Source organism: Cupriavidus pinatubonensis (genome assembly GCF_019602855.1).
Lineage (GTDB): Bacteria > Pseudomonadota > Gammaproteobacteria > Burkholderiales > Burkholderiaceae > Cupriavidus > Cupriavidus pinatubonensis.
Map to the genome: position 1 here is coordinate 2,770,672 of NZ_CP080767.1, position 20,263 is coordinate 2,790,934.

Annotated in this window: 22 protein-coding genes and 3 tRNA genes; 12 read left to right on the top strand and 13 right to left on the bottom strand. The window is 63.0% G+C overall.

Features of this window, described 5'->3' with window-relative positions; genetic code table 11:
- Positions 1-62: 62 nt before the first annotated feature.
- Both K2O51_RS25515 and K2O51_RS25520 read right to left on the bottom strand, forming a co-directional pair.
- Entirely contained in the window at positions 63-368 is a 306-nt protein-coding gene (locus tag K2O51_RS25515) for a hypothetical protein (RefSeq protein ID WP_011298615.1), read from the bottom strand.
- A 47-nt stretch (positions 369-415) separates the two neighbouring features.
- Positions 416-1,828 (bottom strand): DUF2252 domain-containing protein, encoded by a 1,413-nt coding sequence (locus K2O51_RS25520; RefSeq protein WP_011298616.1) that lies wholly within the window; start codon positions 1,826-1,828, stop codon positions 416-418.
- Between the two features lie 358 nt (positions 1,829-2,186).
- Here K2O51_RS25520 and K2O51_RS25525 point away from each other — a divergent pair, with 358 nt between their 5' ends.
- Together K2O51_RS25525 and K2O51_RS25530 are read left to right on the top strand one after the other, a co-directional pair.
- Positions 2,187-2,489: a hypothetical protein gene (locus K2O51_RS25525; protein ID WP_140949862.1), complete on the top strand. Its 303-nt coding sequence runs from the start codon at positions 2,187-2,189 to the stop codon at positions 2,487-2,489.
- A 96-nt stretch (positions 2,490-2,585) separates the two neighbouring features.
- On the top strand, positions 2,586-2,855 hold the full coding sequence (locus K2O51_RS25530; RefSeq protein WP_011298618.1) for a hypothetical protein: 270 nt from the start codon (positions 2,586-2,588) through the stop codon (positions 2,853-2,855).
- Between the two features lie 146 nt (positions 2,856-3,001).
- On the opposite strand, the gene K2O51_RS25535 is transcribed toward K2O51_RS25530, so the two are convergent.
- From K2O51_RS25535 to K2O51_RS25550, 4 genes are all read right to left on the bottom strand, one after another.
- Positions 3,002-3,077: transfer RNA gene (locus tag K2O51_RS25535), tRNA-Met, on the bottom strand.
- A 112-nt stretch (positions 3,078-3,189) separates the two neighbouring features.
- The gene (locus tag K2O51_RS25540) at positions 3,190-3,429 is read right to left on the bottom strand and encodes a hypothetical protein (RefSeq protein ID WP_011298619.1); all 240 of its coding nucleotides are present in this window, start codon (positions 3,427-3,429) and stop codon (positions 3,190-3,192) included.
- 213 nt (positions 3,430-3,642) lie between these two features.
- Positions 3,643-3,930 carry a hypothetical protein gene (locus K2O51_RS25545; RefSeq protein ID WP_011298620.1) on the bottom strand — a complete coding sequence of 96 codons (288 nt, stop codon included), beginning with the start codon at positions 3,928-3,930 and terminating at the stop codon, positions 3,643-3,645.
- 243 nt (positions 3,931-4,173) lie between these two features.
- Positions 4,174-4,250 (bottom strand) — tRNA-Arg (locus K2O51_RS25550).
- Positions 4,251-4,383: 133 nt separating this feature from the next.
- Between K2O51_RS25550 and greB the strand changes: the two genes are divergently transcribed.
- On the top strand, positions 4,384-4,950 hold the full coding sequence (gene greB, locus K2O51_RS25555; RefSeq protein WP_140949864.1) for a transcription elongation factor GreB: 567 nt from the start codon (positions 4,384-4,386) through the stop codon (positions 4,948-4,950).
- Between the two features lie 17 nt (positions 4,951-4,967).
- Here the strand turns inward: greB and K2O51_RS25560 are convergent, their stop codons facing one another.
- From K2O51_RS25560 to K2O51_RS25575, 4 genes are all read right to left on the bottom strand, one after another.
- Complete coding sequence (locus K2O51_RS25560) at positions 4,968-7,391, bottom strand: RelA/SpoT family protein (RefSeq protein WP_011298622.1); 2,424 nt, start codon at positions 7,389-7,391, stop codon at positions 4,968-4,970.
- Between the two features lie 196 nt (positions 7,392-7,587).
- Entirely contained in the window at positions 7,588-7,791 is a 204-nt protein-coding gene (gene rpoZ, locus K2O51_RS25565; protein ID WP_006578656.1) for a DNA-directed RNA polymerase subunit omega, read from the bottom strand.
- A gap of 91 nt (positions 7,792-7,882) precedes the next feature.
- A complete protein-coding gene (gene gmk / locus K2O51_RS25570) occupies positions 7,883-8,533 on the bottom strand; it encodes a guanylate kinase (protein ID WP_011298623.1) in 651 nt (216 codons plus the stop codon).
- 62 nt (positions 8,534-8,595) lie between these two features.
- The gene (locus K2O51_RS25575; RefSeq protein WP_011298624.1) at positions 8,596-9,531 is read right to left on the bottom strand and encodes a YicC/YloC family endoribonuclease; all 936 of its coding nucleotides are present in this window, start codon (positions 9,529-9,531) and stop codon (positions 8,596-8,598) included.
- Between the two features lie 156 nt (positions 9,532-9,687).
- On the opposite strand from K2O51_RS25575, the gene K2O51_RS25580 reads away from it, so the two are divergent.
- The 5 genes from K2O51_RS25580 (at position 9,688) to hemW (ending at position 14,406) form a co-directional block, all read left to right on the top strand.
- The gene (locus K2O51_RS25580; RefSeq protein WP_011298625.1) at positions 9,688-10,752 is read left to right on the top strand and encodes a serine/threonine protein kinase; all 1,065 of its coding nucleotides are present in this window, start codon (positions 9,688-9,690) and stop codon (positions 10,750-10,752) included.
- Between the two features lie 66 nt (positions 10,753-10,818).
- Positions 10,819-11,733, top strand: a complete 915-nt coding sequence (locus K2O51_RS25585; protein ID WP_011298626.1) for a PP2C family protein-serine/threonine phosphatase — start codon at positions 10,819-10,821, stop codon at positions 11,731-11,733.
- Positions 11,734-11,815: 82 nt separating this feature from the next.
- The gene (gene rph, locus K2O51_RS25590) at positions 11,816-12,535 is read left to right on the top strand and encodes a ribonuclease PH (RefSeq protein ID WP_011298627.1); all 720 of its coding nucleotides are present in this window, start codon (positions 11,816-11,818) and stop codon (positions 12,533-12,535) included.
- A 15-nt stretch (positions 12,536-12,550) separates the two neighbouring features.
- The gene (gene rdgB, locus K2O51_RS25595; RefSeq protein WP_011298628.1) at positions 12,551-13,168 is read left to right on the top strand and encodes an RdgB/HAM1 family non-canonical purine NTP pyrophosphatase; all 618 of its coding nucleotides are present in this window, start codon (positions 12,551-12,553) and stop codon (positions 13,166-13,168) included.
- Complete coding sequence (hemW, locus tag K2O51_RS25600; protein WP_011298629.1) at positions 13,165-14,406, top strand: radical SAM family heme chaperone HemW; 1,242 nt, start codon at positions 13,165-13,167, stop codon at positions 14,404-14,406. The genes rdgB and hemW overlap by 4 nt, the downstream gene beginning before the upstream one ends.
- 79 nt (positions 14,407-14,485) lie before the next feature.
- Here hemW and K2O51_RS25605 read toward each other — a convergent pair whose 3' ends face one another.
- A complete protein-coding gene (locus tag K2O51_RS25605) occupies positions 14,486-15,019 on the bottom strand; it encodes an outer membrane lipoprotein (RefSeq protein ID WP_140949872.1) in 534 nt (177 codons plus the stop codon).
- A gap of 244 nt (positions 15,020-15,263) precedes the next feature.
- Here K2O51_RS25605 and K2O51_RS25610 point away from each other — a divergent pair.
- Both K2O51_RS25610 and K2O51_RS25615 read left to right on the top strand, forming a co-directional pair.
- A tRNA-Ser gene (locus K2O51_RS25610) sits at positions 15,264-15,353 on the top strand.
- Positions 15,354-15,458: 105 nt separating this feature from the next.
- Positions 15,459-16,040, top strand: a complete 582-nt coding sequence (locus tag K2O51_RS25615) for a DUF1294 domain-containing protein (RefSeq protein ID WP_140952352.1) — start codon at positions 15,459-15,461, stop codon at positions 16,038-16,040.
- Between the two features lie 72 nt (positions 16,041-16,112).
- Here the strand turns inward: K2O51_RS25615 and K2O51_RS25620 are convergent, their stop codons facing one another.
- Positions 16,113-17,453 (bottom strand): NAD(P)-binding domain-containing protein, encoded by a 1,341-nt coding sequence (locus K2O51_RS25620; protein ID WP_220631682.1) that lies wholly within the window; start codon positions 17,451-17,453, stop codon positions 16,113-16,115.
- 325 nt (positions 17,454-17,778) lie between these two features.
- Between K2O51_RS25620 and K2O51_RS25625 the strand changes: the two genes are divergently transcribed.
- Both K2O51_RS25625 and K2O51_RS25630 read left to right on the top strand, forming a co-directional pair.
- On the top strand, positions 17,779-18,438 hold the full coding sequence (locus tag K2O51_RS25625; protein ID WP_140952349.1) for a sugar transferase: 660 nt from the start codon (positions 17,779-17,781) through the stop codon (positions 18,436-18,438).
- A gap of 285 nt (positions 18,439-18,723) precedes the next feature.
- Positions 18,724-19,788: an ATP-grasp domain-containing protein gene (locus K2O51_RS25630; protein ID WP_011298633.1), complete on the top strand. Its 1,065-nt coding sequence runs from the start codon at positions 18,724-18,726 to the stop codon at positions 19,786-19,788.
- Here the strand turns inward: K2O51_RS25630 and K2O51_RS25635 are convergent.
- On the bottom strand, positions 19,773-20,255 hold the full coding sequence (locus tag K2O51_RS25635) for a DUF411 domain-containing protein (RefSeq protein WP_011298634.1): 483 nt from the start codon (positions 20,253-20,255) through the stop codon (positions 19,773-19,775). The genes K2O51_RS25630 and K2O51_RS25635 overlap by 16 nt on opposite strands.
- Between the last annotated feature and the right edge of the window lie 8 nt (positions 20,256-20,263).

Genomic DNA, 20,263 nt, shown 5'->3' on the forward strand with positions numbered 1-20,263 from the left:
GGCAGGCCCGCCGCACCGTGATACCGCGGCGCAACATAGCTACCTTGCTGGCAGGCGGCGTGTTAGCCGCGCGACTGGCGCGAAATGCGCTCGATCAGCGCGCGCGCATCGTCGGGCATGCCCTGCAGGGTCAGCAGTCTTGCGTTGAGTACAAGGTTTTCCAGCACCAGCTTCGCGGTGGAGGCCCACATTGTCGCCAACTGCACTTCGGCGGGCATGCCGGAGGCCTCAAGCTCGTTCGAACGCTCGGCAATCAGCCGGCACGCGAGCTGGCGCAGTGCGGCATCATCGAACGGCAGGTTGGCGTAGTCGATGGGGTCTTCCTTTTCCACCTCGACCATCAGTTGCATCAGGATGTCTTCGGTCATCGGCAAGCGCTCCCGGCAATCCACTTCTGATCCACTATGCATCCGCGTCACACGCGGAAATCCGCAGCCATGTCGGCATCGGTGCGCGCCTCGAGCCGGCCGGAACGGCAGGCGGCCACGAAGCGCTCGTAATCCTTCTCGACCTGATCGGCATAGCTGTTGGAGTAGCCTACCATCACTTCGGCCATGCGGTCGCTGGTGCCGAGATAGCCGCTGATTTCCGCGGCCAGGCCGCCTGCCTTGGCGTGCGCGCGTGCCAACACCCAGCCGCACAGCGCGCCGTATCTGCCGAGCGCCTCGACATCCATCAGCTCGATCTGCGGTGACAACTTCATGTCGCGTAGCTGGCGCACATAGAAGTCGCGGCCGAAGGGGCCTTTGGTCCACCCAAGGAAGAGATCGCTCGCGGCCTGCATCAGGCGCTGGCCTTCCACGACGCGGCGGCCATCGTGCGACACCGCAGGGCCCTTAAAATAGCGCGCGACGACGGAGCGCGTCGCTTCCTTGATCTGCAGGAACATCGGTTTGCCATGGCTGTCGATCATCAGCTGGATCATGCAGCGCGTGCCGACGCTGCCCACGCCCACCACCTTGAAGGCCCGGTCATGGAGCGTGAAATGACTGAGCAGGCGCTGGCGGTCAGGGGCCAGCGTGCCGAGATACTCCTTGTAGACTTTCTCCGCGGCTGCCTGGATGTCCTTGGCGGTCATCCAGTCATCGTCCGCATCGAACAGCGTATGGGCACCGCGCACGTGGAAGACGGCCGGCGGCGCATCGAGGATGGTCCATTTATCGCCCACGCGCTCCGCCAGCTTGGGCAGCAGCGCCTCGCTGGTGCGATCCGCTGCGCGCTCCATTCCCCGCCGGATGCGGCGTTGGATATTGGGCGACGTCTCTTCCCCAAGCAGGCGTTCGAAGGTGATGTGGTCGTACCAGGTGTCGAGGATGCCCATCTCGCCATAGCCCTGCATGCGTGCCTGGTAGCTGCGCACGAGCTGGTAGACGAGGTCATCGGCAACCCCCTGCTTGTGGCGCAGATGCCTGGCCGCCACGACGAAGCTGGCGGCCAGGCGCTTGAGATCCCATTCCCACGGCCCGCGGCTGGTTTCGTCGAAATCGTTGAGGTCGAACAGCAAGGCCCGCTCGGGCGTGGCAAAGCCGCCGAAGTTTGCGAGGTGGCAGTCGCCGCAGATCTGGATGTGCAGGCCAGAGTTCGGGGTACCCGCCAGATCGTGCGCCTGCACGATGGCGCTGCCGCGGTAGAACGCGAACGGCGATTCAATCATGCGCCCGTAGCGCAGCGGCACCAGTCGCCGCACCCGGCCTTCGCTGCTGATCTTCAGCAACTCGACCGGATCGCGGTCCACATTGCCGATTTCCGCGTGCGCGCCGCGCGGCAACTTGCGGCGTACGGACTTGCCGTTGTCACGCCGATCGCCGGTATCTACCGTTGTCGCCACAATGCCTCCATGCCGGGGGGCCGGCCATCGCCATTTGTGCAGCATCTGCAACAGAAACTAGTTCACGCCCTGCGGCTTGTCAATTGCATGGAGGATGGGACAACGCGAAGAGAAAGCCACTCGCACGGCCAACGAACGTCCTTCTCAGGGATATCACTCTCTCCACTTCGCGCGGCAGATGGTACTCTGCGCGCTGTTCCCGAGACCGCCAGGCCGGGACATGACGCACTCCGCACTAAGTTGGCGGCGGTGTTGCGTATCAGGAATTTCCGCGCCTTTTGCGAGCGCATCAAAAGATGCACTGAACAAAGCGAGCGAGCTGCAGTCTCATTCGCTTTCCACACGAAGAGTCGCGTCCATGACCAAGCGTTTGTTGTCCGCCATGCGTCAGTACGCATGGTTTACCGGTGTCAAGCACCATGTCGTCCAAGGCGTCGAAGCCCTGGCCGAGTTGCTCAAATCCCCTTCTGCCGCGGCACGCGCCGTTGCCGCCGTGATTTCCGAGACCGAACACGGTGTTCAGGTCTGGGTGTCGTACTTCGGCAAGCCGCTGGATCCGCATACGAACTATGTGCTCTGGCCCGGCCGCGCTCTGCGTCCGGCGCGCCGGCGCGTACAGCCCACGCCGCTCGAGTACATGCAGCGCAGACGGGACGACTGAACGCAGGCCTTCGGGCCTCGGCATCACGCGGACTGGAAGGGGCTCGCCCCTTCACTACAATGACTGTTGTGTTCCCGTCGTAGACAAGGAGCTGACATGCCCGAACCGAAACATGACGAAGCGCTGGTCAATCTCTACCTCGAACGTATTTCGGCGCTGTCGGTCAGCGCGTTCGACGGGGCCGATGTCAGTAATGAGCTCGATGAAGTCATGCGTGAAGCCACGTCACGCAGCGGCGGAGACAGCGGCACGCTGAGCGTGCTCGCAAGCCGGCTGCGCGAGCGCGCCGAAGCCGCCGATCGGGAAGGCCAGCCGCTCGTGCGCGATACCTTCGTACAGGCGGCAAGGCTGATTCCATTGAAGTAGAAGAAAAGCAGATTCGCTCGTTCTGTGCGCATGCGACAAGGCGAATGGCATCAGCTCTTGCTATGCAAGCAAGGACGGGATTTACGCGAATTGCTTTTGGGAAATTTGGCCGATCGGCCTGAGGACCCAGACACCCTGAAGGGTGTTGGTTGCGGGGGCAGGACTTGAACCTGCGACCTTCGGGTTATGAGCCCGACGAGCTGCCAACTGCTCCACCCCGCGTCTGAAGAATGAGATTATGCAGGGTTCGCACGCAGTTGGCAAGCTCTTTCTTGCCTACGCGGGAATTTCTCATACAAGGCATACGTAAGCGCCTTCGCGACCGATCCACGCATCATGCGATGCGCCGCTGCTTGCCTTCAGCTTCTGCTTCAGCAAGCACGGTTTCGATGTACTGGTTCACCTGGTCAAGCGCTTCAAGCTTCGTGTCGAAAGGATGATTGGGAAACGGATTGTGCCGTGGTGCCAGTGCCTCGCCGTCCAGCCTGCGGATAATCTCCACCATGATCGACCACTTGCCTTTCGGCAAGGCGATCACTTCATAGACGATCTTGTAGCCTTCAAATTCCGGCATGACGTGTACTCCTTTACTGCGTGGCGGACCGGACATCGCCCGCCTCCACATCCAGAGTAGGAGTGCACCCCGAAGACAAAAATGATCTGCATCAATAGCCGACGATCAAGGTAGATCACGGCATGATATAAGCCATTGCCAGCATCGGAATAATACAAAGATGCGCCGGACGGTGCGCATGGATTGCGCACAAGCAACACGTGCGAGCAAGCGTTACCTCGCGGAGCCGATGATCCGATCGACAAGCGCATAGCCCGCACTGAATGCGGCAACCTCCGCCGCATGGCGCGTCGCGAAGTGCTGCGTGCCGCTGACAAGCAGCTCCATGTCGCCAGCATCGGCGGGGTCCGCGCCCTCCTGGCCCACGCGAACCTCATATCCCCAGTACGTCGATGATGACCCCACACTGACCACACCATCATCGCTTTCATGCTGCTGCGTCACGAGGACGTACACATCCATGTCGCGATACGCCTCCACACGCCATTCGGTCTGGGCCATGCCGGTCTCCTTTCGCGATGCTACGCCCTGATGTTCGAGCCTATGCGCACACGTGACAGATCGCAAGACTAGCCCCTCCACGCGCACGACAAGCGCGTGGACTGCATCGATGCCAAAGATGTGGCGCGAGATGCGCGGCGAGCAAAGCAGGCCGCGAGAGCGCGATAATGAAGAGAAACCGATGGGAACGCGGAAATGGAAAAAGGGCTTCCGTTTCCGGAAGCCCTTTTCTTTCTGCATAGGTGGCGCGGCTGGCAGGATTCGAACCCACGACCCCTTGGTTCGTAGCCAAGTACTCTATCCAACTGAGCTACAGCCGCACTCGAGAAATGAGATTATATCTGAGTTTTGATTTTTGTGAACCCCCTGCGGCACATTTTTTCGTTTTTTCTCGCAATCGTGGCCTGCCCGCGCGGTTTTCTATAATGGCTGACCGAAGATGTGATCCCGACCATGAACAAGGCATTTGTCAAAGAGTCGTCCGGTGACGACGAAGACGATCTTCCCGAAGGCGCGGCGCCGCTGCCTGCCGGCACCAAGAACTACATCACCGCCGACGGCTACAACCGCCTGCGCAATGAGCTGATGCACCTGATCGATGTCGATCGCCCCGATGTCGTGCAGATCGTGTCGTGGGCCGCCTCCAACGGCGATCGCTCAGAGAACGGCGACTATCTCTACGGCAAGAAGCGCCTGCGCGAGATCGACCGCCGCATTCGCTTCCTGACGCGCAGACTGGACAAGGCCGAAGTGGTCGACCCATCGCTGCAAGGCGACAACGATCAGATTTTCTTCGGCGCGACCGTCACGTACGCGAACCAGTCCGGCGAAGAAACGACCATCACGATCGTCGGCATGGATGAAGTGGATCTCGACACGAACCACGTGAGCTGGATCTCGCCAATCGCCAAGGCGCTGATCAAGGCGCGTGAAGGCGATACCGTGGCGCTACGCACCCCGGCCGGCGTTGAACAGATCGATATCCTGGATGTCAGCTATCCGCCGCGCAAGGCGGGCTGACCACGCAACGGCGGCGCTCAGCCGTCGTTGCGGTCGCGGAAGATGCGGATTACGTCCGGGTTCCGCCGCAGGGCACGCATCACGTTAGCCAGGTGCAGGCGGTTCTGTACCTGGATGATGAACTGCATGTAGGTCGCCTCCTGATGGCCGGCGTCCTGCTGCTCCATCGACACGTGCGCGACGTTTGCATCCGCCGAGGTCAGATCCGCGGCCACGCGGGCCACGATGCCCTTGACATTACGCACCATCACCTTGATCGACACGTCGAATGCGCGCGCGGTCTTCTTCGCCCACATGACGTCGATCCAGTGCTCCGGATCCTTGCTGTGCAGGCGCTTGGCCACCTTGCAGTCCTGCACGTGGATCTGCAGGCCTTCGCCCTTGCCCAGGTAGCCGACAATCGGATCGCCGGGAATCGGGCGGCAGCATGCCGGGAACAGGATCGACATGCCCTCGTCGCCCGTGATCGGCACGGCCGGCGCTTCTTCGCCCGAGAATGTCTGCACGGCGGCCAGAAGCGCGCTGTCGACATCGCCTGACAATTCCTGCAGCAGGATCTCCATGCGCTTGGCCACCACGGCCGGCACGCGGCGGCCGAGCGCCAGGTCGGCAAAGATGTCTTCGCGGTGCTTGTTGCCGGTCCACTGGATCATGCGATCCCACACGGTCTGCGGCACGGCCTTCAGTTCGATGCCGAGCTGGCGCGCCGACTGCTCCAGCAGCCGCTCGCCAAGCTGGATCGCTTCGTCGAGTTTCGTGGTCTTCAGGTAGTGGCGGATCGCCGCGCGTGCCTTGCCGGTGCGCACGAACGACAGCCACGACGGGTTCGGCTTCGAGTACGGCGCCGTCACCACTTCGACGATGTCGCCGCTCTTGAGCTCCGTGCGCAGCGGCAGCAGCTCGTTGTTGATCTTCACCGCGACGCACTGGTTGCCCAGGTCGCTGTGCACCGCATAGGCAAAATCCAGCGCCGTGGCGCCGCGCGGCAACGCGCGGATATGGCCCTTGGGCGTGAATACGTAGACCGCGTCCGGGAACAGGTCGATCTTGACGTGTTCGAGGAATTCCTGTGAATCGCCGGTCTGGCTCTGGATATCGAGCAGCGACTGCAGCCACTGGTGCGCCTGCTGCTGGATATCGTTGGCATGGTCTGCCTGTGTCTTGTACATCCAGTGCGCGGCCACGCCGGCCTCGGCGATCTGGTGCATCTCGCGCGTGCGGATCTGGAACTCCACCGGCGTGCCGAACGGACCCACCAGCGTCGTATGCAGCGACTGGTAGCCGTTGATCTTCGGAATCGCGATATAGTCCTTGAACTTGCCGGGCATCGGCTTGTACAGGCTGTGCAGCGCGCCCATCGCCATGTAGCAGTGCATCTGCGTTTCCACGACCACGCGGAAACCGTACACGTCGAGCACTTGCGAGAACGACAGCTGCTTGTCGTGCATCTTGCGGTAGATGCTGTAGAGCGTCTTCTCGCGGCCGGAGAGCTCGGCGACGATGCCCGCATCGGCCAGCGCCTTCTGCGCGGCCTCGAGAATGCGCTTGACCACCTCGCGGCGGTTGCCACGCGCGGCCTTCACGGCCTTCTCGAGCGTCGCGTAGCGGAACGGCGAGCCGACCTTGAACGACAGTTCCTGCAGCTCGCGGTAAATCGTATTGAGACCGAGCCTGTGCGCGATCGGCGCATAGATCTCCATGGTCTCCAGCGCAATACGGCGGCGTTTTTCCGGCGGCACGAAGTCGAGCGTGCGCATGTTGTGCGTACGGTCGGCCAGCTTCACCAGGATCACGCGCACGTCGCGCGCCATCGCGAGCAGCATCTTGCGGAAGCTCTCCGCCTGCGCCTGCTCGCGGCTCTGGAATTCGAGCTTGTCCAGCTTGGTCAGGCCATCGACCAGTTCAGCAACCTTGGGACCGAATTTCTCGGCCAGCTCGCTCTTGGTGATGCCCTGGTCTTCCATCACGTCATGCAGCAGCGCCGCCATGATGGATTGCACATCGAGCCGCCAGTCCGCGCACAACTCGGCCACCGCCACCGGATGGGTGATGTACGGCTCGCCGCTCTGTCGGTACTGGCCCAGGTGGGCCTCGTCGGAAAACTGGAAGGCCTCGCGCACGCGGGCCTGGTCGGGTGCCTTCAGATAGGCCAGTTTCTCCATCAGCCGCGTGATGGAGATGACCTGCTGGCGCGGCGGCACCGCGGGCTGTGACGTCGGCCCGAAGAAATGCCGGTATGACTGTGCCAGCACAGCATCGATAAACAGGCTATCGGCTGCCAGTGCCGCCGGCGCCTCCTCCACGGCCGTCAGCTCGTCGTGCATGGCCGATGCGGCCATGCGTGCCTTGCCCTGCGCAATCGGCGGCACGACGGCACGTTCCCCGACAACATCGTTGCCGAGCGGGTCAGGAAGATTGGGAGCGCCGGTGCGCGCGTTCACGGATGCCTGGCCGGAAGGAGAGCGCTTACGCGCGGACGCCGCTCCGGCATCGCTGCCCGTCTCGCCGCGCGCTGGCGCGCCGGGGGAGTCGGTTGACGAGGATGGCTGTGACGAAGGCATGGGGACGGCCCCTGGAATCCGGTTGCTGGATGCGTATGCACACGATGCAAGGACGAACCACAGGCCGCCCGGGGAATCAGGTCGGGACCTTCTTGAGCATCTCGATGCCGACCTGGCCCGAGGCGATTTCGCGCAGGGCAACCACAGTGGGCTTGTCCTTCGCTTCCACCTTCGGGGTGTGGCCCTGCACCAGCTGGCGCGCACGGTACGTGGCTGCCAGGGCGAGCTCAAAGCGGTTCGGGATGTGTTTCAGACAATCTTCGACGGTAATACGCGCCATATCAAATCCACCTTGGGACAAAACCTGTTGGGTTGCTATTTTACAGCACCGCGCGCGAATCGCCCGGCAGGGCCCCCGCGCGCACTGGCGCTCAGTGAATGCCAAGCTCGATGAAGAGCTCGGTATGGCGCGCTTTTTGCGACGAAAAGCGCAGGCGCGTGGCACGCACCACGTTGCGCAGTTCCTCGAGCGCGTTGTCGAAGACCTCGTTGATGATGACGTAGTCCGATTCGGACGCATGCGACATCTCGCTGCCAGCCGCCAGCAGGCGCCGCACGATCACGTTGGGCTCGTCCTGGCCACGCTTCTTCAGGCGGTCTTCCAGCGCAGTCAGCGACGGCGGCAGGATGAAGATCTCGACCGCGTTCGAGAACCGCTGGTGCACCTGTTGCGCGCCCTGCCAGTCGATCTCGAGCAGCACGTCATTGCCCTGCGCCATCTGCTCCTCGATCCACACGCGCGACGTCGCGTAGTAATTGCCGTGGACCTCGGCCCACTCGAGGAACTCGCCGCGGTCGCGCGCAGCGCGGAAGGAGTCCACTGTGCAGAAGTGATACTCGCGCCCATCCTGTTCGCCGGGGCGCGGCGCACGCGTGGTATGGGAGATCGACAGGCGGATCGCCGCGTCCTGCGCGAGCAGCGCGTTGACCAGCGTCGACTTGCCGGCTCCGGAAGGTGCCACCACCATGAACAGGTTGCCGGGGTAGACGGTATCGATGGCGGTGTGAGGCGTATCGCTCATGTGAATTCTTTGGTTCTTCAGGCGCCGTAGCGCCGGGTGAAACGGATGCGTTGAACGGGGCGTTACTCGAGGTTCTGGACCTGCTCGCGCATCTGCTCGATCAGCAGCTTCAGTTCCATCGAGGCATCGGCCAGTTCCTTGGCGGCGGCCTTGGAACCAAGCGTGTTGGCCTCGCGGTTAAGCTCCTGCATCATGAAGTCGAGGCGCTTGCCGACCTGGCCGCCCTTCTTCAGGATATGCCGGGTTTCGTTCAGGTGTGCCTGCAGGCGCGACAGCTCTTCGGCAATGTCGATCCGAATGCCATAGACCGTGGCTTCCTGGCGAATGCGCTCGGCGATCTCGTCGCGGCTCATCGACGGCATGCCGGTCGGCGCTGCAAGGTTGAATGCTTCCTGCAGGCGCTCCGTCAGCTTTTCCTGATGGTGCGCGATCAGCTGCGGGATGGTCGGCGTGAGCCGTTCGACGATGCCGAGCATGGTGTCGATGCGTTCCATCAGCGTGGCCTTGAGCGCATCGCCTTCGCGGCGGCGCGCCTCGCGCAGCTGGTCCAGCGCTTCGCGCGCGGCGCCCGTCACGGCTTCGCGCAGCGAATCCTGCGACAGCTCCGGCTCGACCAGCACGCCCGGCCAGCGCAGGATCTCGCCCATGCGCAGCGTGCCAGCCGTCGGGAAGGTGTTCGCGACCGTCGATTCCAGCGCGCGGATCTGGCCGAGCAGGCCTTCATTGAGCGCAAGCGTGGCACCGCCGGTGTCGGTGCGCTGCAGGTTGATGCGGCACTCCAGCTTGCCGCGCGACAACTCGGCCATGAGCATCTCGCGCAGCGCTGGCTCGAACGCACGGCACTCTTCAGGGGCACGGAACAACAGGTCGAGGAAACGCGAATTGACAGTCCGGAATTCCACCGAAACGGAAGCCGTCCTGCCGCTGGGCTCACCCTGCGCGTTTGTCAGCGGCGCCTGGCGGGTAGCCAGGCCATAACCTGTCATGCTGTGGATCATTGAATGTTCTCGCGAAATGGCGCGGGCCGGGGGTAGGCTGGCCCGCCGCAAAGGCGTCTTGTATCCGCCGAAAAGGGGCAACAATGCCCGCTATTGTGTTCTTTACAAGTGACCGATTAGCCGTGACAATCCCGAGGCATATCCGGTCCGATTCCTATGACAGAGCCCAAGGGCGCTACACAACCCAAGAGTGCACCGCTGCCCGTCGGCACGCTGTTGTCCAACTATCGTATTGTAAAGAAGTTGGCCAGCGGGGGGTTCAGTTTCGTCTACCTGGCCACCGACGAGACCGGCGCCCCCGTCGCCATCAAGGAATACCTGCCATCGTCGCTGGCACGTCGCAGCCCCGGCGAACTGATCCCGGTAGTGCCCGAAGAAAACGCCGCGTCGTTCCGCCTGGGCCTGAAGTACTTCTTCGAAGAAGGCCGCTCGCTGGCCCGCATCTCGCACCCGAGCGTGGTGCGCGTCGTGAACTTCTTCCGCGAGAATTCCACCGTCTACATGGTCATGAACTATGAGATGGGCAAGACGCTGCAGGAACATATCCTGGCCGCGCGCCAGCAAGGCCGCGCCAAGGTCCTGCGCGAGCATTTCATCCGCAAGGTCTTCCATGACCTGATGAGCGGTCTGCGCGAAGTCCATATCCACAAGCTGCTGCACCTGGATATCAAGCCCGGCAACATCTACCTGCGCGAAGACGAGTCGCCGATCCTGCTCGATTTCGGCGCCGCGCGGCAGACGCTCACCATGGAAGCGAAGCGCTTCCAGCCGATGTACACGCCCGGTTTTGCCGCGCCCGAACTCTACGGCAAGCATAATGAGCTTGGTCCGTGGACGGACGTCTACAGCCTCGGCGCAACGCTCTACGCATGCATGGCGGGCATGCCGCCACAGGAAGCCAACCAGCGCGAGAAGGACGACCGCATGGGCGATGCTATCGCGCGCCTGCGCAGCAGTTATACCAATGGCCTGGTCGACCTGGTCGAATGGTGCCTGCGACTGGTTCCTTCGGAACGGCCGCAGAGTGTGTTCCGTCTGCAGAAGGAACTGCGCGAGCAGACCAATGCGCTTGGCGAACAAGCGGCTCAGGCAGCGCCGACGGCCCCGCTGGAGCGGCCCGAGCGTACCGGCCCGTCCAGCCGTTTCCTGACCTTGCTGCGCCGACGCGACGATACGGTGGCGCCGCCCCCGCGACAGCCCGCCAAGACAAGCGGCGATTGAGTCACCCCACTTCACGGCGTTAGCGTACTTCCGCCCCAAACCCATCCGAACAGCCAGACAGCCAACATGCGATTCTCCGTCTATCAGGAAAGCAGGAAAGGCGGCCGCCGCATCAACCAGGACCGCATGGGCTACTGCTTTACGCGTGACGCCCTGCTGATGGTGCTGGCAGATGGCCTCGGCGGCCACGCGCTCGGCGAAGTCGCCGCGCAGCAGGCGCTGCAGACCCTGGCGCGGCAGTTCCAGACCCAGGCCCGCCCGACGATCCGCAATCCGGCGGATTTCCTGCAAGACACCATCATGCTCGCGCACCGCGAGATCCACCGCTACGCGGAAGCCCACCGGCTTTCCGATGTGCCCCGGACGACGGTCGTTTGCTGCCTGGTGCAGCAAGGCCACATCCACTGGGCCCATGCCGGCGATTCCCGCTATTACCTGGTCCGCAAAGGACGGCTGCTGACGCGCACGCGCGATCACTCGAAGATCGAAAACCTGCTGCAGCAGGAACGCGTATTGCCGATGGAGGTCGCCAACCACCCGGAGCGCAACAAGCTCTACAACTGCCTGGGCTCGCCGAACTTGCCGCTGATCGACATCGGCGGCCCGTTGCGGCTAGAACCGGGCGATGTTGCACTGCTGGGCTCCGACGGCTTGTGGGGACCGCTCGACGAGCCGGAGATCGTCGACAGGCTCACGCGGCTGTCGGTCGTCCAGGCCGTGCCCGAACTGATTTCGCGCGCCCTCGAAAAGGCTGGCGAAGGCGCCGACAACACCACCGGCATCGCCATGATGTGGGAACTGGACGCGAGCGTCACGGGTGACGAATCCGTCATGACCGACACGCTGCCGCTGAACGCTTTCACGACCTCCATCCTGGAGCGTCCCGGCGCGGAGAACGACCTGCTCTCCGAGGAAGAAATCGAGCGCTCGATCGCCGAGATCCGTGCGGCCATCGACAAGACCAGCAACCTGATGCGCTGAACGCAAACCCCGGGACGGCGGGCACGTGAGGCCCGCCGGCGTTAGAATCGCGGTCTCTACCCGATTCGAGCGAACCATTCCCATGCGACCCAGCGGACGCGCAGCCGATGCGCTGCGTTCTATCAGCCTGACCCGTCACTACACCCGCCACGCCGAGGGCTCCGTGCTGTGCGCCTTTGGCGACACCAAGGTTCTGTGCACCGCCAGCGTGCTGGCCAAGGTGCCGCCACACAAGAAGGGCAGCGGCGAAGGCTGGGTCACGGCCGAGTACGGCATGCTGCCCCGCGCCACGCATACGCGCTCGGACCGCGAAGCCGCGCGCGGCAAGCAGACCGGCCGCACCCAGGAAATCCAGCGCCTGATCGGCCGCGCCATGCGCTCGGTGTTCGACCTTGCCGCGCTGGGCGAATATACGCTGCACCTCGATTGCGACGTGCTGCAGGCCGACGGCGGCACCCGCACCGCTGCCATCACCGGCGCGTTCGTGGCCGCGCACGATGCCATCTCGACCATGCTGCGCGATGGCCTGATCGCCGCCAGCCCCATCCGCGATTTCGTCGCCGCCGTCTCGGTCGGCATGGTCGACGGCGTGCCGCTGCTGGACCTCGACTACGCCGAAGACAGCAACTGCGATACCGACATGAACGTCGTCATGACCGGCAGCGGCGGTTTTGTCGAGGTGCAGGGCACGGCCGAAGGCGCCGCCTTCAGCCGCGCCGATCTGGACGCCATGACGCGCCTGGCCGAAGACGGCATCGCGCAACTGGTCCGCCACCAGCGCCAGGCGCTGGGCCTGGCCTGAAGGACGGAAGTCGCCATGCAACGCCTGGTTCTGGCCTCCAACAATGCCGGCAAGCTGCGCGAATTCGGCGCGCTGCTGGCCCCGCTCGGCTTTGACGTAGTGCCGCAGGGTGAACTCGGCGTCCCGGAAGCCGAAGAGCCCTTCGCCACCTTCGTCGAGAACGCACTGGCCAAGGCCCGGCACGCGAGCCTGCTGGCAGGCATGCCGGCACTTGCGGACGACTCCGGCATCTGCGTGCAGGCACTGGACGGTGCGCCCGGCGTCTACTCCGCGCGCTACGCGCAGATGGCCGGCAAGTCCAAGTCCGACCAGGCCAACAATCTGCACCTGATCTCGCAGCTCGCCGGCAAGCTGAACCGCCGCGCGCACTACTACTGCGTGCTGGTGTTCGTGCGCCATGCCGCCGATCCGTGCCCGATCATCGCCGAAGGCCTATGGCATGGCGAAGTCGTCGATGCGCCGCGCGGTGCGGGCGGCTTCGGCTACGACCCGCACTTCATGTTGCCGGACCTCGGCAAGACCGCAGCAGAGCTGCCGGCCGAAGAAAAGAACGCTGTCAGCCATCGCGCGCTCGCGCTGCGTTCGCTGGTAGCGCGCCTGCAGGCCGAAGGCCGCGGCAAGGCCACGCGATGATCCCGATCGTACCGGCCGGCGCCGCGCCGGCCACCACGCCCGACAACACGCAGCTCTGGCTCAAGCCCGGTCAGATCGCACTACCGGGCTCGCCGCCACTGTCGCTCTATGTGCATGTGCCATGGTGCGTGCGCAAGTGCCCGTACTGCGATTTCAATTCGCATGCCGTGCCGGGCAAGGACGGCAGCCACGACATTCCGGAAGACGCTTACCTCGACGCGTTACGTGCGGACCTGGAGCAGTCGCTGCCGCTGGTCTGGGGCCGTCCGGTCCATACCGTGTTTATCGGCGGCGGCACACCGAGTCTGCTGTCTGCAGCTGGCATGGACCGGCTGCTGTCGGATATCCGGGCATTGCTGCCGCTCGATGCCGATGCCGAGATCACGATGGAGGCCAACCCCGGCACCTTCGAAGCCGAGCGTTTCGCGAGCTATCGCGCGAGCGGTGTGAACCGGCTTTCCATCGGCATCCAGAGTTTCAACGACAGCCACCTGCAGGCGCTCGGCCGTATCCATGGCGAACGCGAGGCACGAGCGGCCATCGATATCGCGCAACGCAGCTTCGACAACGTCAACCTTGACCTGATGTACGCGCTGCCCGGCCAGACGCTGGAACAGTGCCGCAGCGACCTGGAAAGCGCGTTGTCGTATGGCACCACACACCTGTCGCTCTACCACCTGACGCTCGAGCCAAACACGCTGTTCGCGAAGTTCCCGCCCGCGCTGCCAGACGATGACCTCGCCTACGAGATGCAGGACCTGATCGAGGCCCGCACCACAGAAGCCGGCTACCGGCACTACGAGACCTCGGCCTATGCACGCGCGCATCGCGAGGCGCGGCACAACCTGAACTACTGGCGCTTCGGCGACTACCTTGGGATCGGCGCCGGCGCGCACGGCAAGTTGTCGTTCCCCAACCGCATCCTGCGCCAGATGCGGCACAAGCACCCTGCCACCTACATGGCGCAGGCGATGGCCGGCAATGCGGTGCAGGAAGCGCGCGAAGTCGGCGCGGACGAACTGCCGTTCGAGTTCATGCTTAACGCACTGCGCCTCACTGATGGCGTGCCGGCCTCCAGCTTCCACGACATGACCGGCCTGCCGCTGCATGCGATCAGCCGGCAGCTCGCGGCGGCGGAGAAGAAGGGATTGCTCGATGCCGATCCGACGGTGATCCGCCCTACCGAACTCGGCCGGCGCTTCCTCAACGACTTGCAGGAGATGTTCCTGAAGGACTGAAGCGTCAAGACAGGGGCACGAAAGCACGAAGGCCACGGCATTGCCGTGGCCTTCGTTGCTTTGTGGACCCGATCCAGGATCAGTACGGCACCGCCATGTCGTTCGCCACGCGGGCGCGCATGCCGACCTGCAGGTTGCCCAGGTTGCTCTGCGTCACCGTAGCAACACGGCCATCATCAAGACGAACATTGACGCGGTATGCGGTCTGCGTATTGCTGCCGGCACGCTTCTCGATCTGGTTGCCGGCCACCGCGCCGACCACGGCACCGCCGATCGTTGCCGCAGTCTGTCCGCGCCCGCCACCGACCTGATGGCCAAGCAGGCCACCGGCTGCGCCACCGATTACGGTGCCCAGCAGGCCCGAACTGTTCTGGGTGTTGGTAATCGGCTCAATCGACTCCACACGGCCGTAATAGACGGAACCTGACGGTGCCTGCGTGGTGTAGCCTCCGTTGCTCGCCGGCGGCGGAGGGGGGGCGTTGTAGCCGGTGTTGTTATAGCCTGTGTTGTAGCCCGTGTCGTAGCCGTTGTTGTAAGGGGCCGCGCAACCGGCCAGGCCGATCGCGGCCAGCCCCGCCACGATCGCGATCCGATTCTTCGACTTGCTTTGCATCTGGGGTTCTCCTCTGTTGCCAGGTGAAGCCGGGAATGCGGCACTTGATGCGAACGAGCGCAATTCCCGGCACACCGGTATGAGCCATGCCACGGCGGTAAGGTTCCGCCGTGTCGGACAGCCACCGACAACAGGATCAGCAGATTTGCCCAACGATGCGCACGGCCTTGTATAATGCGCGGCCGTACTGGTCCTTGCGCCAGCGGCATGTCGCGCAATCCGCGCTACAATGCCGGCACTCCAAGGAAGCGTGGCCGAGTGGTTTAAGGCAGCAGTCTTGAAAACTGCCGATGGGGTGACCCATCCGTGAGTTCGAATCTCACCGCTTCCGCCAGTTTCTTTCTCCTGCGTCGTTGTATCGGCTGGACAGCCTGGCGTGCCAATCCTGCACGCGGACCAGACAACGACTGCCCCCTGCCTCAACCCCACTCCATCCACCATGAAGAAAGCAGGTCGGGTCAAGTCATGGCATGCCGATAAGGGCTATGGCTTTATCGACATCCACGCGGACATGAAAGACGTCTTTTTCCATGTTTCGGCACTGCAAACGCGCGCCGTTGCGCCGAAGCCGGGCGACCGCGTGAGCTTCGAACTGGCTAAGGGCAAGGATGGCCGAATGCAGGCTCTGAATGTAGCGATAGCCGGCGCACCGAAATCTCGGGCACCGTCCAGCGCAAGCTGGCGGCCGGCATTGGTGGGGCTGTTGGCCCTGGCGATCATGGTGGGAGGCGCGCTTGCCGGTTACCTGCCCCGGCCTGCCGCGATTGCCAGCGCGCTAGCCAGCGCCGTCGCATTTCTCGCCTACGCCACAGACAAGGCGCGAGCGAGCCGTAGCGCCTGGCGCATACCTGAGGCTCATCTACACCTGCTTGCGCTGTGCGGCGGCTGGCCGGGCGCCCTTGCCGCCCAGCATCTTCTGCGGCACAAAAATCGGAAGCAGGAATTCCAGATCGTTTTTTGGGCGACGGTCGCCCTGCATATTGGCGCGCTGGCCCTTTGGAGAACCACCGTATCGACGTAGCCAGGCGCGCCGTGCCATGGGCCCGCAGGTCAGCGAATCTGCCTGCGAGCCACATACGCGTGTCCAATGCCCCTACTCCGCATTGTGCTCCGCGGCCTGGAGAACGCTTCTCGCATGCAGGCTGCCGCCTGTTCGACCATTGGCGAGCTCAGGCGTGATGGCTTGCGGCGGCGTCACGAATCTTCCGGCTTCCTGTTTGAAGCGCGCGGCAATATGCCGTGACACATGGGGAACGGCGTATCGCGCGCCGTAGATAAAGCGCAACGCAGGACCAAAGCTCATCGCGGCGGCGGGTCCAAGCACATACAGGTCACGCACGCTGGTTTCGAAGTTCGATGTCAGGCTTGGCGAGCCATCGATGAGCGACAGCGAGCTCAGGATTTCCGATGACATGAACGGGTGCCTGGCCATGTCGACCTTGAAGCCAGTCGCAAGCACGACATGATCGGCGCTGAGGGCAGAAGTGCGATTTGCGGAATCGACCTCGATCACGATCCGGCCGTTCCTGACCTCAGCGCTCCTCACTTCTGTCTGCGTCGAGATCTCGAGCTTGCCTTCGACGCGATTGCGCAGCCACCATGCCCCGGACGGACCCCACGATGTCTCGAGAATCCTCTGTCGCTGCGCGAGACTGAGCTTATGGAATGTCGCGGGATACTCGGACAACAGGTAGGACATCGCGAGCAGCCAGGGCCTGTTCGAATCCCATCCACGCCCGAGGCCGACACGGGCTCTGAGCACGCGTGAGACCAACCCGCTGGACGTCCGCGGCTCCCGGCTCCAGTTGACGGCGTCCCCGCGCACGAGCAACCTCACTCGCGCACCGACTTCGCTCATCAGCGCAGCCAGTCCGATCGCCGACTGCCCGCCACCGACGATAATGATCTCCTTGCCTTTCGACCACATCAGATCGCCAAAATCACCGGAATGCAGTACGTAGGGCTTGGGCACCGTACGCAGCGCGGAAGGTGCCTGACCGAACGATTTCAGGCCCAGCGAAAGCACCACACGCCGCGCCACGAGCGTGCTTCCATCGCTGAGGCCCAGCCGGAAGTACCCATCCTTGCGGCACAGGTCCGCCACTTCCACGGGGCGGATATGCCCGACCAGTTCCGACTGGAACCACTGGCCGTAATCCACGAACGTTTCCACCGGCAGATGCAGGCCCACCGGCTTGTATTCCATACGATTGTGCCGGCAGTAGTCTTCGACCGTATAGCCAGCCCACGGCGCGTAGAGGTTCGACGCAAAAGCCTCGGAGCGCAGCAGCATCCCGGGCGGCGTGAAGTTCTTCCAGGCATGCATGGGATGCCCCAGGATCTGATGGGGCACCCCAGCCTCTGTCAGATAGGTCGAAGTCGACAACCCGTAGGGCCCTGCCCCGACAATGACAGTATCTGTGGACGAGATCATTATTGCTCTTCCCGATAAATTTGCCCGGCACGACGCAACCAGGTGGCCGCAGTCTGAAACCGGCGCGTCGTACAGTCCGTACGGACCCGCACACTGGCTCTTCTGCTTTCGGTGGATTGGCCCACCCCAAGGGACAGGCAAGCGGCGTCTGGAATTAATTGGTACGACGCAACGAAGCATGGCCGGCACTTCGAAATGTTCGCGTGACCACATTGGGCGCTTCCAAGGGATACCGCATCTTGGTTAGATAGACGGTGGCGAAATTCGGGCTCAGTCAGCGGACGACCGCAATTTCCGCTATCTCTACGCTCCGGACGAATCGATCATGAAGCGCCTGTTCGACATATTTTTCTCGGCCACTGCCCTGCTGACGCTGGCCATCCCGCTGCTGATCCTGGCATTCGCGGTACGCTGGAAACTGGGACAACCCGTGCTGTTCCGACCAACACGTGTGGGGCTCGGAAACAAGCCAATCAAGGTTGTGAAATTCCGCACCATGACCGACGATCGCGGCCCCGATGGCGAACTCTTGCCGGACGAGGCGAGGCTCACGCCGTTCGGACGTTTCCTGCGCCGCTCCAGTCTTGATGAATTGCCGCAGTTCTGGTGCGTGCTGATCGGAGACATGAGCGTGATTGGGCCCCGCCCATTGCCTCCGAAGTACCTGCCGTTTTATTCGCCAGAGCAGGCACGCCGCCACCTTGTCAAACCCGGAGTTTCCGGCTGGGCCCAGATCAACGGGCGCAATTCACTGAGTTGGGAGGAAAAATTTCGCCTTGACACTTGGTACGTCGATCACAGCTGTCTCTGGCTGGACTTGAAGATCATCTGGCTGACGATCGGCACCGTCATTCAACGACAGGGAATCAACGCTGCTGGCGATGCCACCGTTCCTGACTTCACTGGCAGCCATGCGCCGCAATCGGCAACGGGTGAAGCTGCGCTGGCACAGAACGAAGACCTCCAGAGCCATTCCATGCTCTGACAATCGCCGCCATTCAGCAAATGACGTAGAGGCAACACAGGTTCCTTGTCTGGGTGGACCACCCAACATATCGCACTACTTTTTTACAAGCCGTTCTGGTTAGATGACTCCTGTCTTTGTTGGGTGTGCAGAATGCTTGCAATCTGAGTTAACCGCAGAAAGATGTGCAGCATTCAAAGCAAAAGTAACTGCCGCAAGCCGCTCGACGAGAGCATCGAAAAGAAGTACAGCTGAGCCTGACCAAAAGGGACAGGATCATGTGATCTTAATGGCGCTGAGGTAATCATGAATGTGCTGCTGACATGCGTAGGTAGAAGGCGCTATCTGGTGGATTACTTCAAGTCCGAGCTGAATGGCGCCGGCATGGTGTTTGGCGTGGACAACCAACGCAGCGCCCCTGCGGCGAACGTGTGTGACGCGTTTCTCGTCGCGCCGGACATTTATGCGGAGAGCTACATCGATTTCCTCGTCGATGTCTGCCGCAATCATCGGATTTCCGCCCTGCTGTCGCTGAACGATCTTGAGCTGCCACTGATCGCTCGACATGCCCAGCGCCTGCGCGAAATCGGCACAGTCCCGATTGTCTCGTCACCGGAGGTCGTCCATCTTTGCGCCGACAAGTTCGTGACGTCGCAATTCGCGGAGTCGATTGGCATAGCCACCCCACGCAGCTACGCAACACTCCAAAGCGCCGAGGAGGCACTCGACACGGGCGAGGTCTCGTTTCCCCTCGTGGTCAAGCCACGATGGGGCAGTGCCAGTTTCGGCATCTTCTTTGTCGAAAACCGCGACGAACTCCGGTTTGCTCACGCTTACTGCGCTCGCATCTGGAAGCAGTCCAAATTCACGCGGATGGGGGAGGCTGATGCGCTCGTGCTGGTCCAGGAAATGATCGTGGGCCAGGAGTATGGACTCGACATCTTCAACGATCTGGAGGGTCAGCCCCTCGGACTGGCAGCGCGATTGAAACTGTCGATGCGGGCGGGCGAAACCGACCGTGCCATTACCGTCGAAAACGGACCGTTCAGCGACATGGCGGCCCGGATCAGCCGAGCCCTGCGCCATATCGGCAACGTCGACTGCGATGTCATTGAGCGCGATGGGCGACTCTACCTGCTCGAGATGAACCCGAGGTTCGGCGGCGGCTACCCTTTTAGCCATATCGCAGGAGCAAACCTGATACGCGTCTTGCTGAGTTGCCTGCGCGGCGATTACAACGGAGAAGAAGTCCGCTACCAGAGCGGCCTCGAGTTCGCGAAATGCGATATCCTGGCCAGCGTGGAGCCGCCGGTGCTGCAACGGCCGCAAGCCGCCGAATCGGTGACCTGCGAAGGTCAGGGATACGCCTGAAACACCCTGGCCCTTCCGTCTCCCATCACCAGCAGGACGTCGTACGGCGTCCTGCGCCCGCCATACTCGGGCCCGTCCATGCCGGGCGACCCCAACGGCATGCCGGGCACGGCCAGTCCGACAGCCGTCGGCCGCTCGCGCAACAGGCGACGGATCTCGCGTGCCGGCACGTGGCCCTCAAGCGCATAGCCTTCGACCACCGCCGTATGGCATGAGGCGTAGCGGTCGGGCATGCCCGCCTTACTGCGTGCGGCGGTAAGGTCGTCCACTTCGTACGTCGTGACATCGAAACCGTTCGACTGCAGATGCGCGACCCAGTCCTTGCAGCAGCCGCACGTCGGACTCTTCCAGACTTTAACGGTAGTTGCCGACTGGGGCGAAGCGGCCCACGCGGCGGCGGGCAACAGCGCCAGGGCAGCAAGAATGGTTCTGCGTCGGGAATCGGCACCAACAGATTCAGTGGTCATGGATGGAA

Excerpts from the sequence above, each read along its gene's own strand:
- K2O51_RS25635 (WP_011298634.1), bottom strand. The coding sequence starts at position 20,255 with ATGACCACTGAATCTGTTGGTGCCGATTCCCGACGCAGAACCATTCTT.
- K2O51_RS25625 (WP_140952349.1), top strand. The coding sequence starts at position 17,779 with ATGAAGCGCCTGTTCGACATATTTTTCTCGGCCACTGCCCTGCTGACG.
- K2O51_RS25540 (WP_011298619.1), bottom strand. The coding sequence starts at position 3,429 with ATGCCGGAATTTGAAGGCTACAAGATCGTCTATGAAGTGATCGCCTTG.
- K2O51_RS25605 (WP_140949872.1), bottom strand. The coding sequence starts at position 15,019 with ATGCAAAGCAAGTCGAAGAATCGGATCGCGATCGTGGCGGGGCTGGCC.
- K2O51_RS25620 (WP_220631682.1), bottom strand. The coding sequence starts at position 17,453 with ATGATCTCGTCCACAGATACTGTCATTGTCGGGGCAGGGCCCTACGGG.
- greB (WP_140949864.1), top strand. The coding sequence starts at position 4,384 with ATGAACAAGGCATTTGTCAAAGAGTCGTCCGGTGACGACGAAGACGAT.
- rdgB (WP_011298628.1), top strand. The coding sequence starts at position 12,551 with ATGCAACGCCTGGTTCTGGCCTCCAACAATGCCGGCAAGCTGCGCGAA.
- K2O51_RS25585 (WP_011298626.1), top strand. The coding sequence starts at position 10,819 with ATGCGATTCTCCGTCTATCAGGAAAGCAGGAAAGGCGGCCGCCGCATC.
- K2O51_RS25580 (WP_011298625.1), top strand. The coding sequence starts at position 9,688 with ATGACAGAGCCCAAGGGCGCTACACAACCCAAGAGTGCACCGCTGCCC.
- K2O51_RS25530 (WP_011298618.1), top strand. The coding sequence starts at position 2,586 with ATGCCCGAACCGAAACATGACGAAGCGCTGGTCAATCTCTACCTCGAA.
- rph (WP_011298627.1), top strand. The coding sequence starts at position 11,816 with ATGCGACCCAGCGGACGCGCAGCCGATGCGCTGCGTTCTATCAGCCTG.
- K2O51_RS25515 (WP_011298615.1), bottom strand. The coding sequence starts at position 368 with ATGACCGAAGACATCCTGATGCAACTGATGGTCGAGGTGGAAAAGGAA.
- K2O51_RS25545 (WP_011298620.1), bottom strand. The coding sequence starts at position 3,930 with ATGGCCCAGACCGAATGGCGTGTGGAGGCGTATCGCGACATGGATGTG.
- rpoZ (WP_006578656.1), bottom strand. The coding sequence starts at position 7,791 with ATGGCGCGTATTACCGTCGAAGATTGTCTGAAACACATCCCGAACCGC.
- K2O51_RS25630 (WP_011298633.1), top strand. The coding sequence starts at position 18,724 with ATGAATGTGCTGCTGACATGCGTAGGTAGAAGGCGCTATCTGGTGGAT.
- gmk (WP_011298623.1), bottom strand. The coding sequence starts at position 8,533 with ATGAGCGATACGCCTCACACCGCCATCGATACCGTCTACCCCGGCAAC.
- K2O51_RS25575 (WP_011298624.1), bottom strand. The coding sequence starts at position 9,531 with ATGATCCACAGCATGACAGGTTATGGCCTGGCTACCCGCCAGGCGCCG.
- hemW (WP_011298629.1), top strand. The coding sequence starts at position 13,165 with ATGATCCCGATCGTACCGGCCGGCGCCGCGCCGGCCACCACGCCCGAC.
- K2O51_RS25525 (WP_140949862.1), top strand. The coding sequence starts at position 2,187 with ATGACCAAGCGTTTGTTGTCCGCCATGCGTCAGTACGCATGGTTTACC.
- K2O51_RS25615 (WP_140952352.1), top strand. The coding sequence starts at position 15,459 with ATGAAGAAAGCAGGTCGGGTCAAGTCATGGCATGCCGATAAGGGCTAT.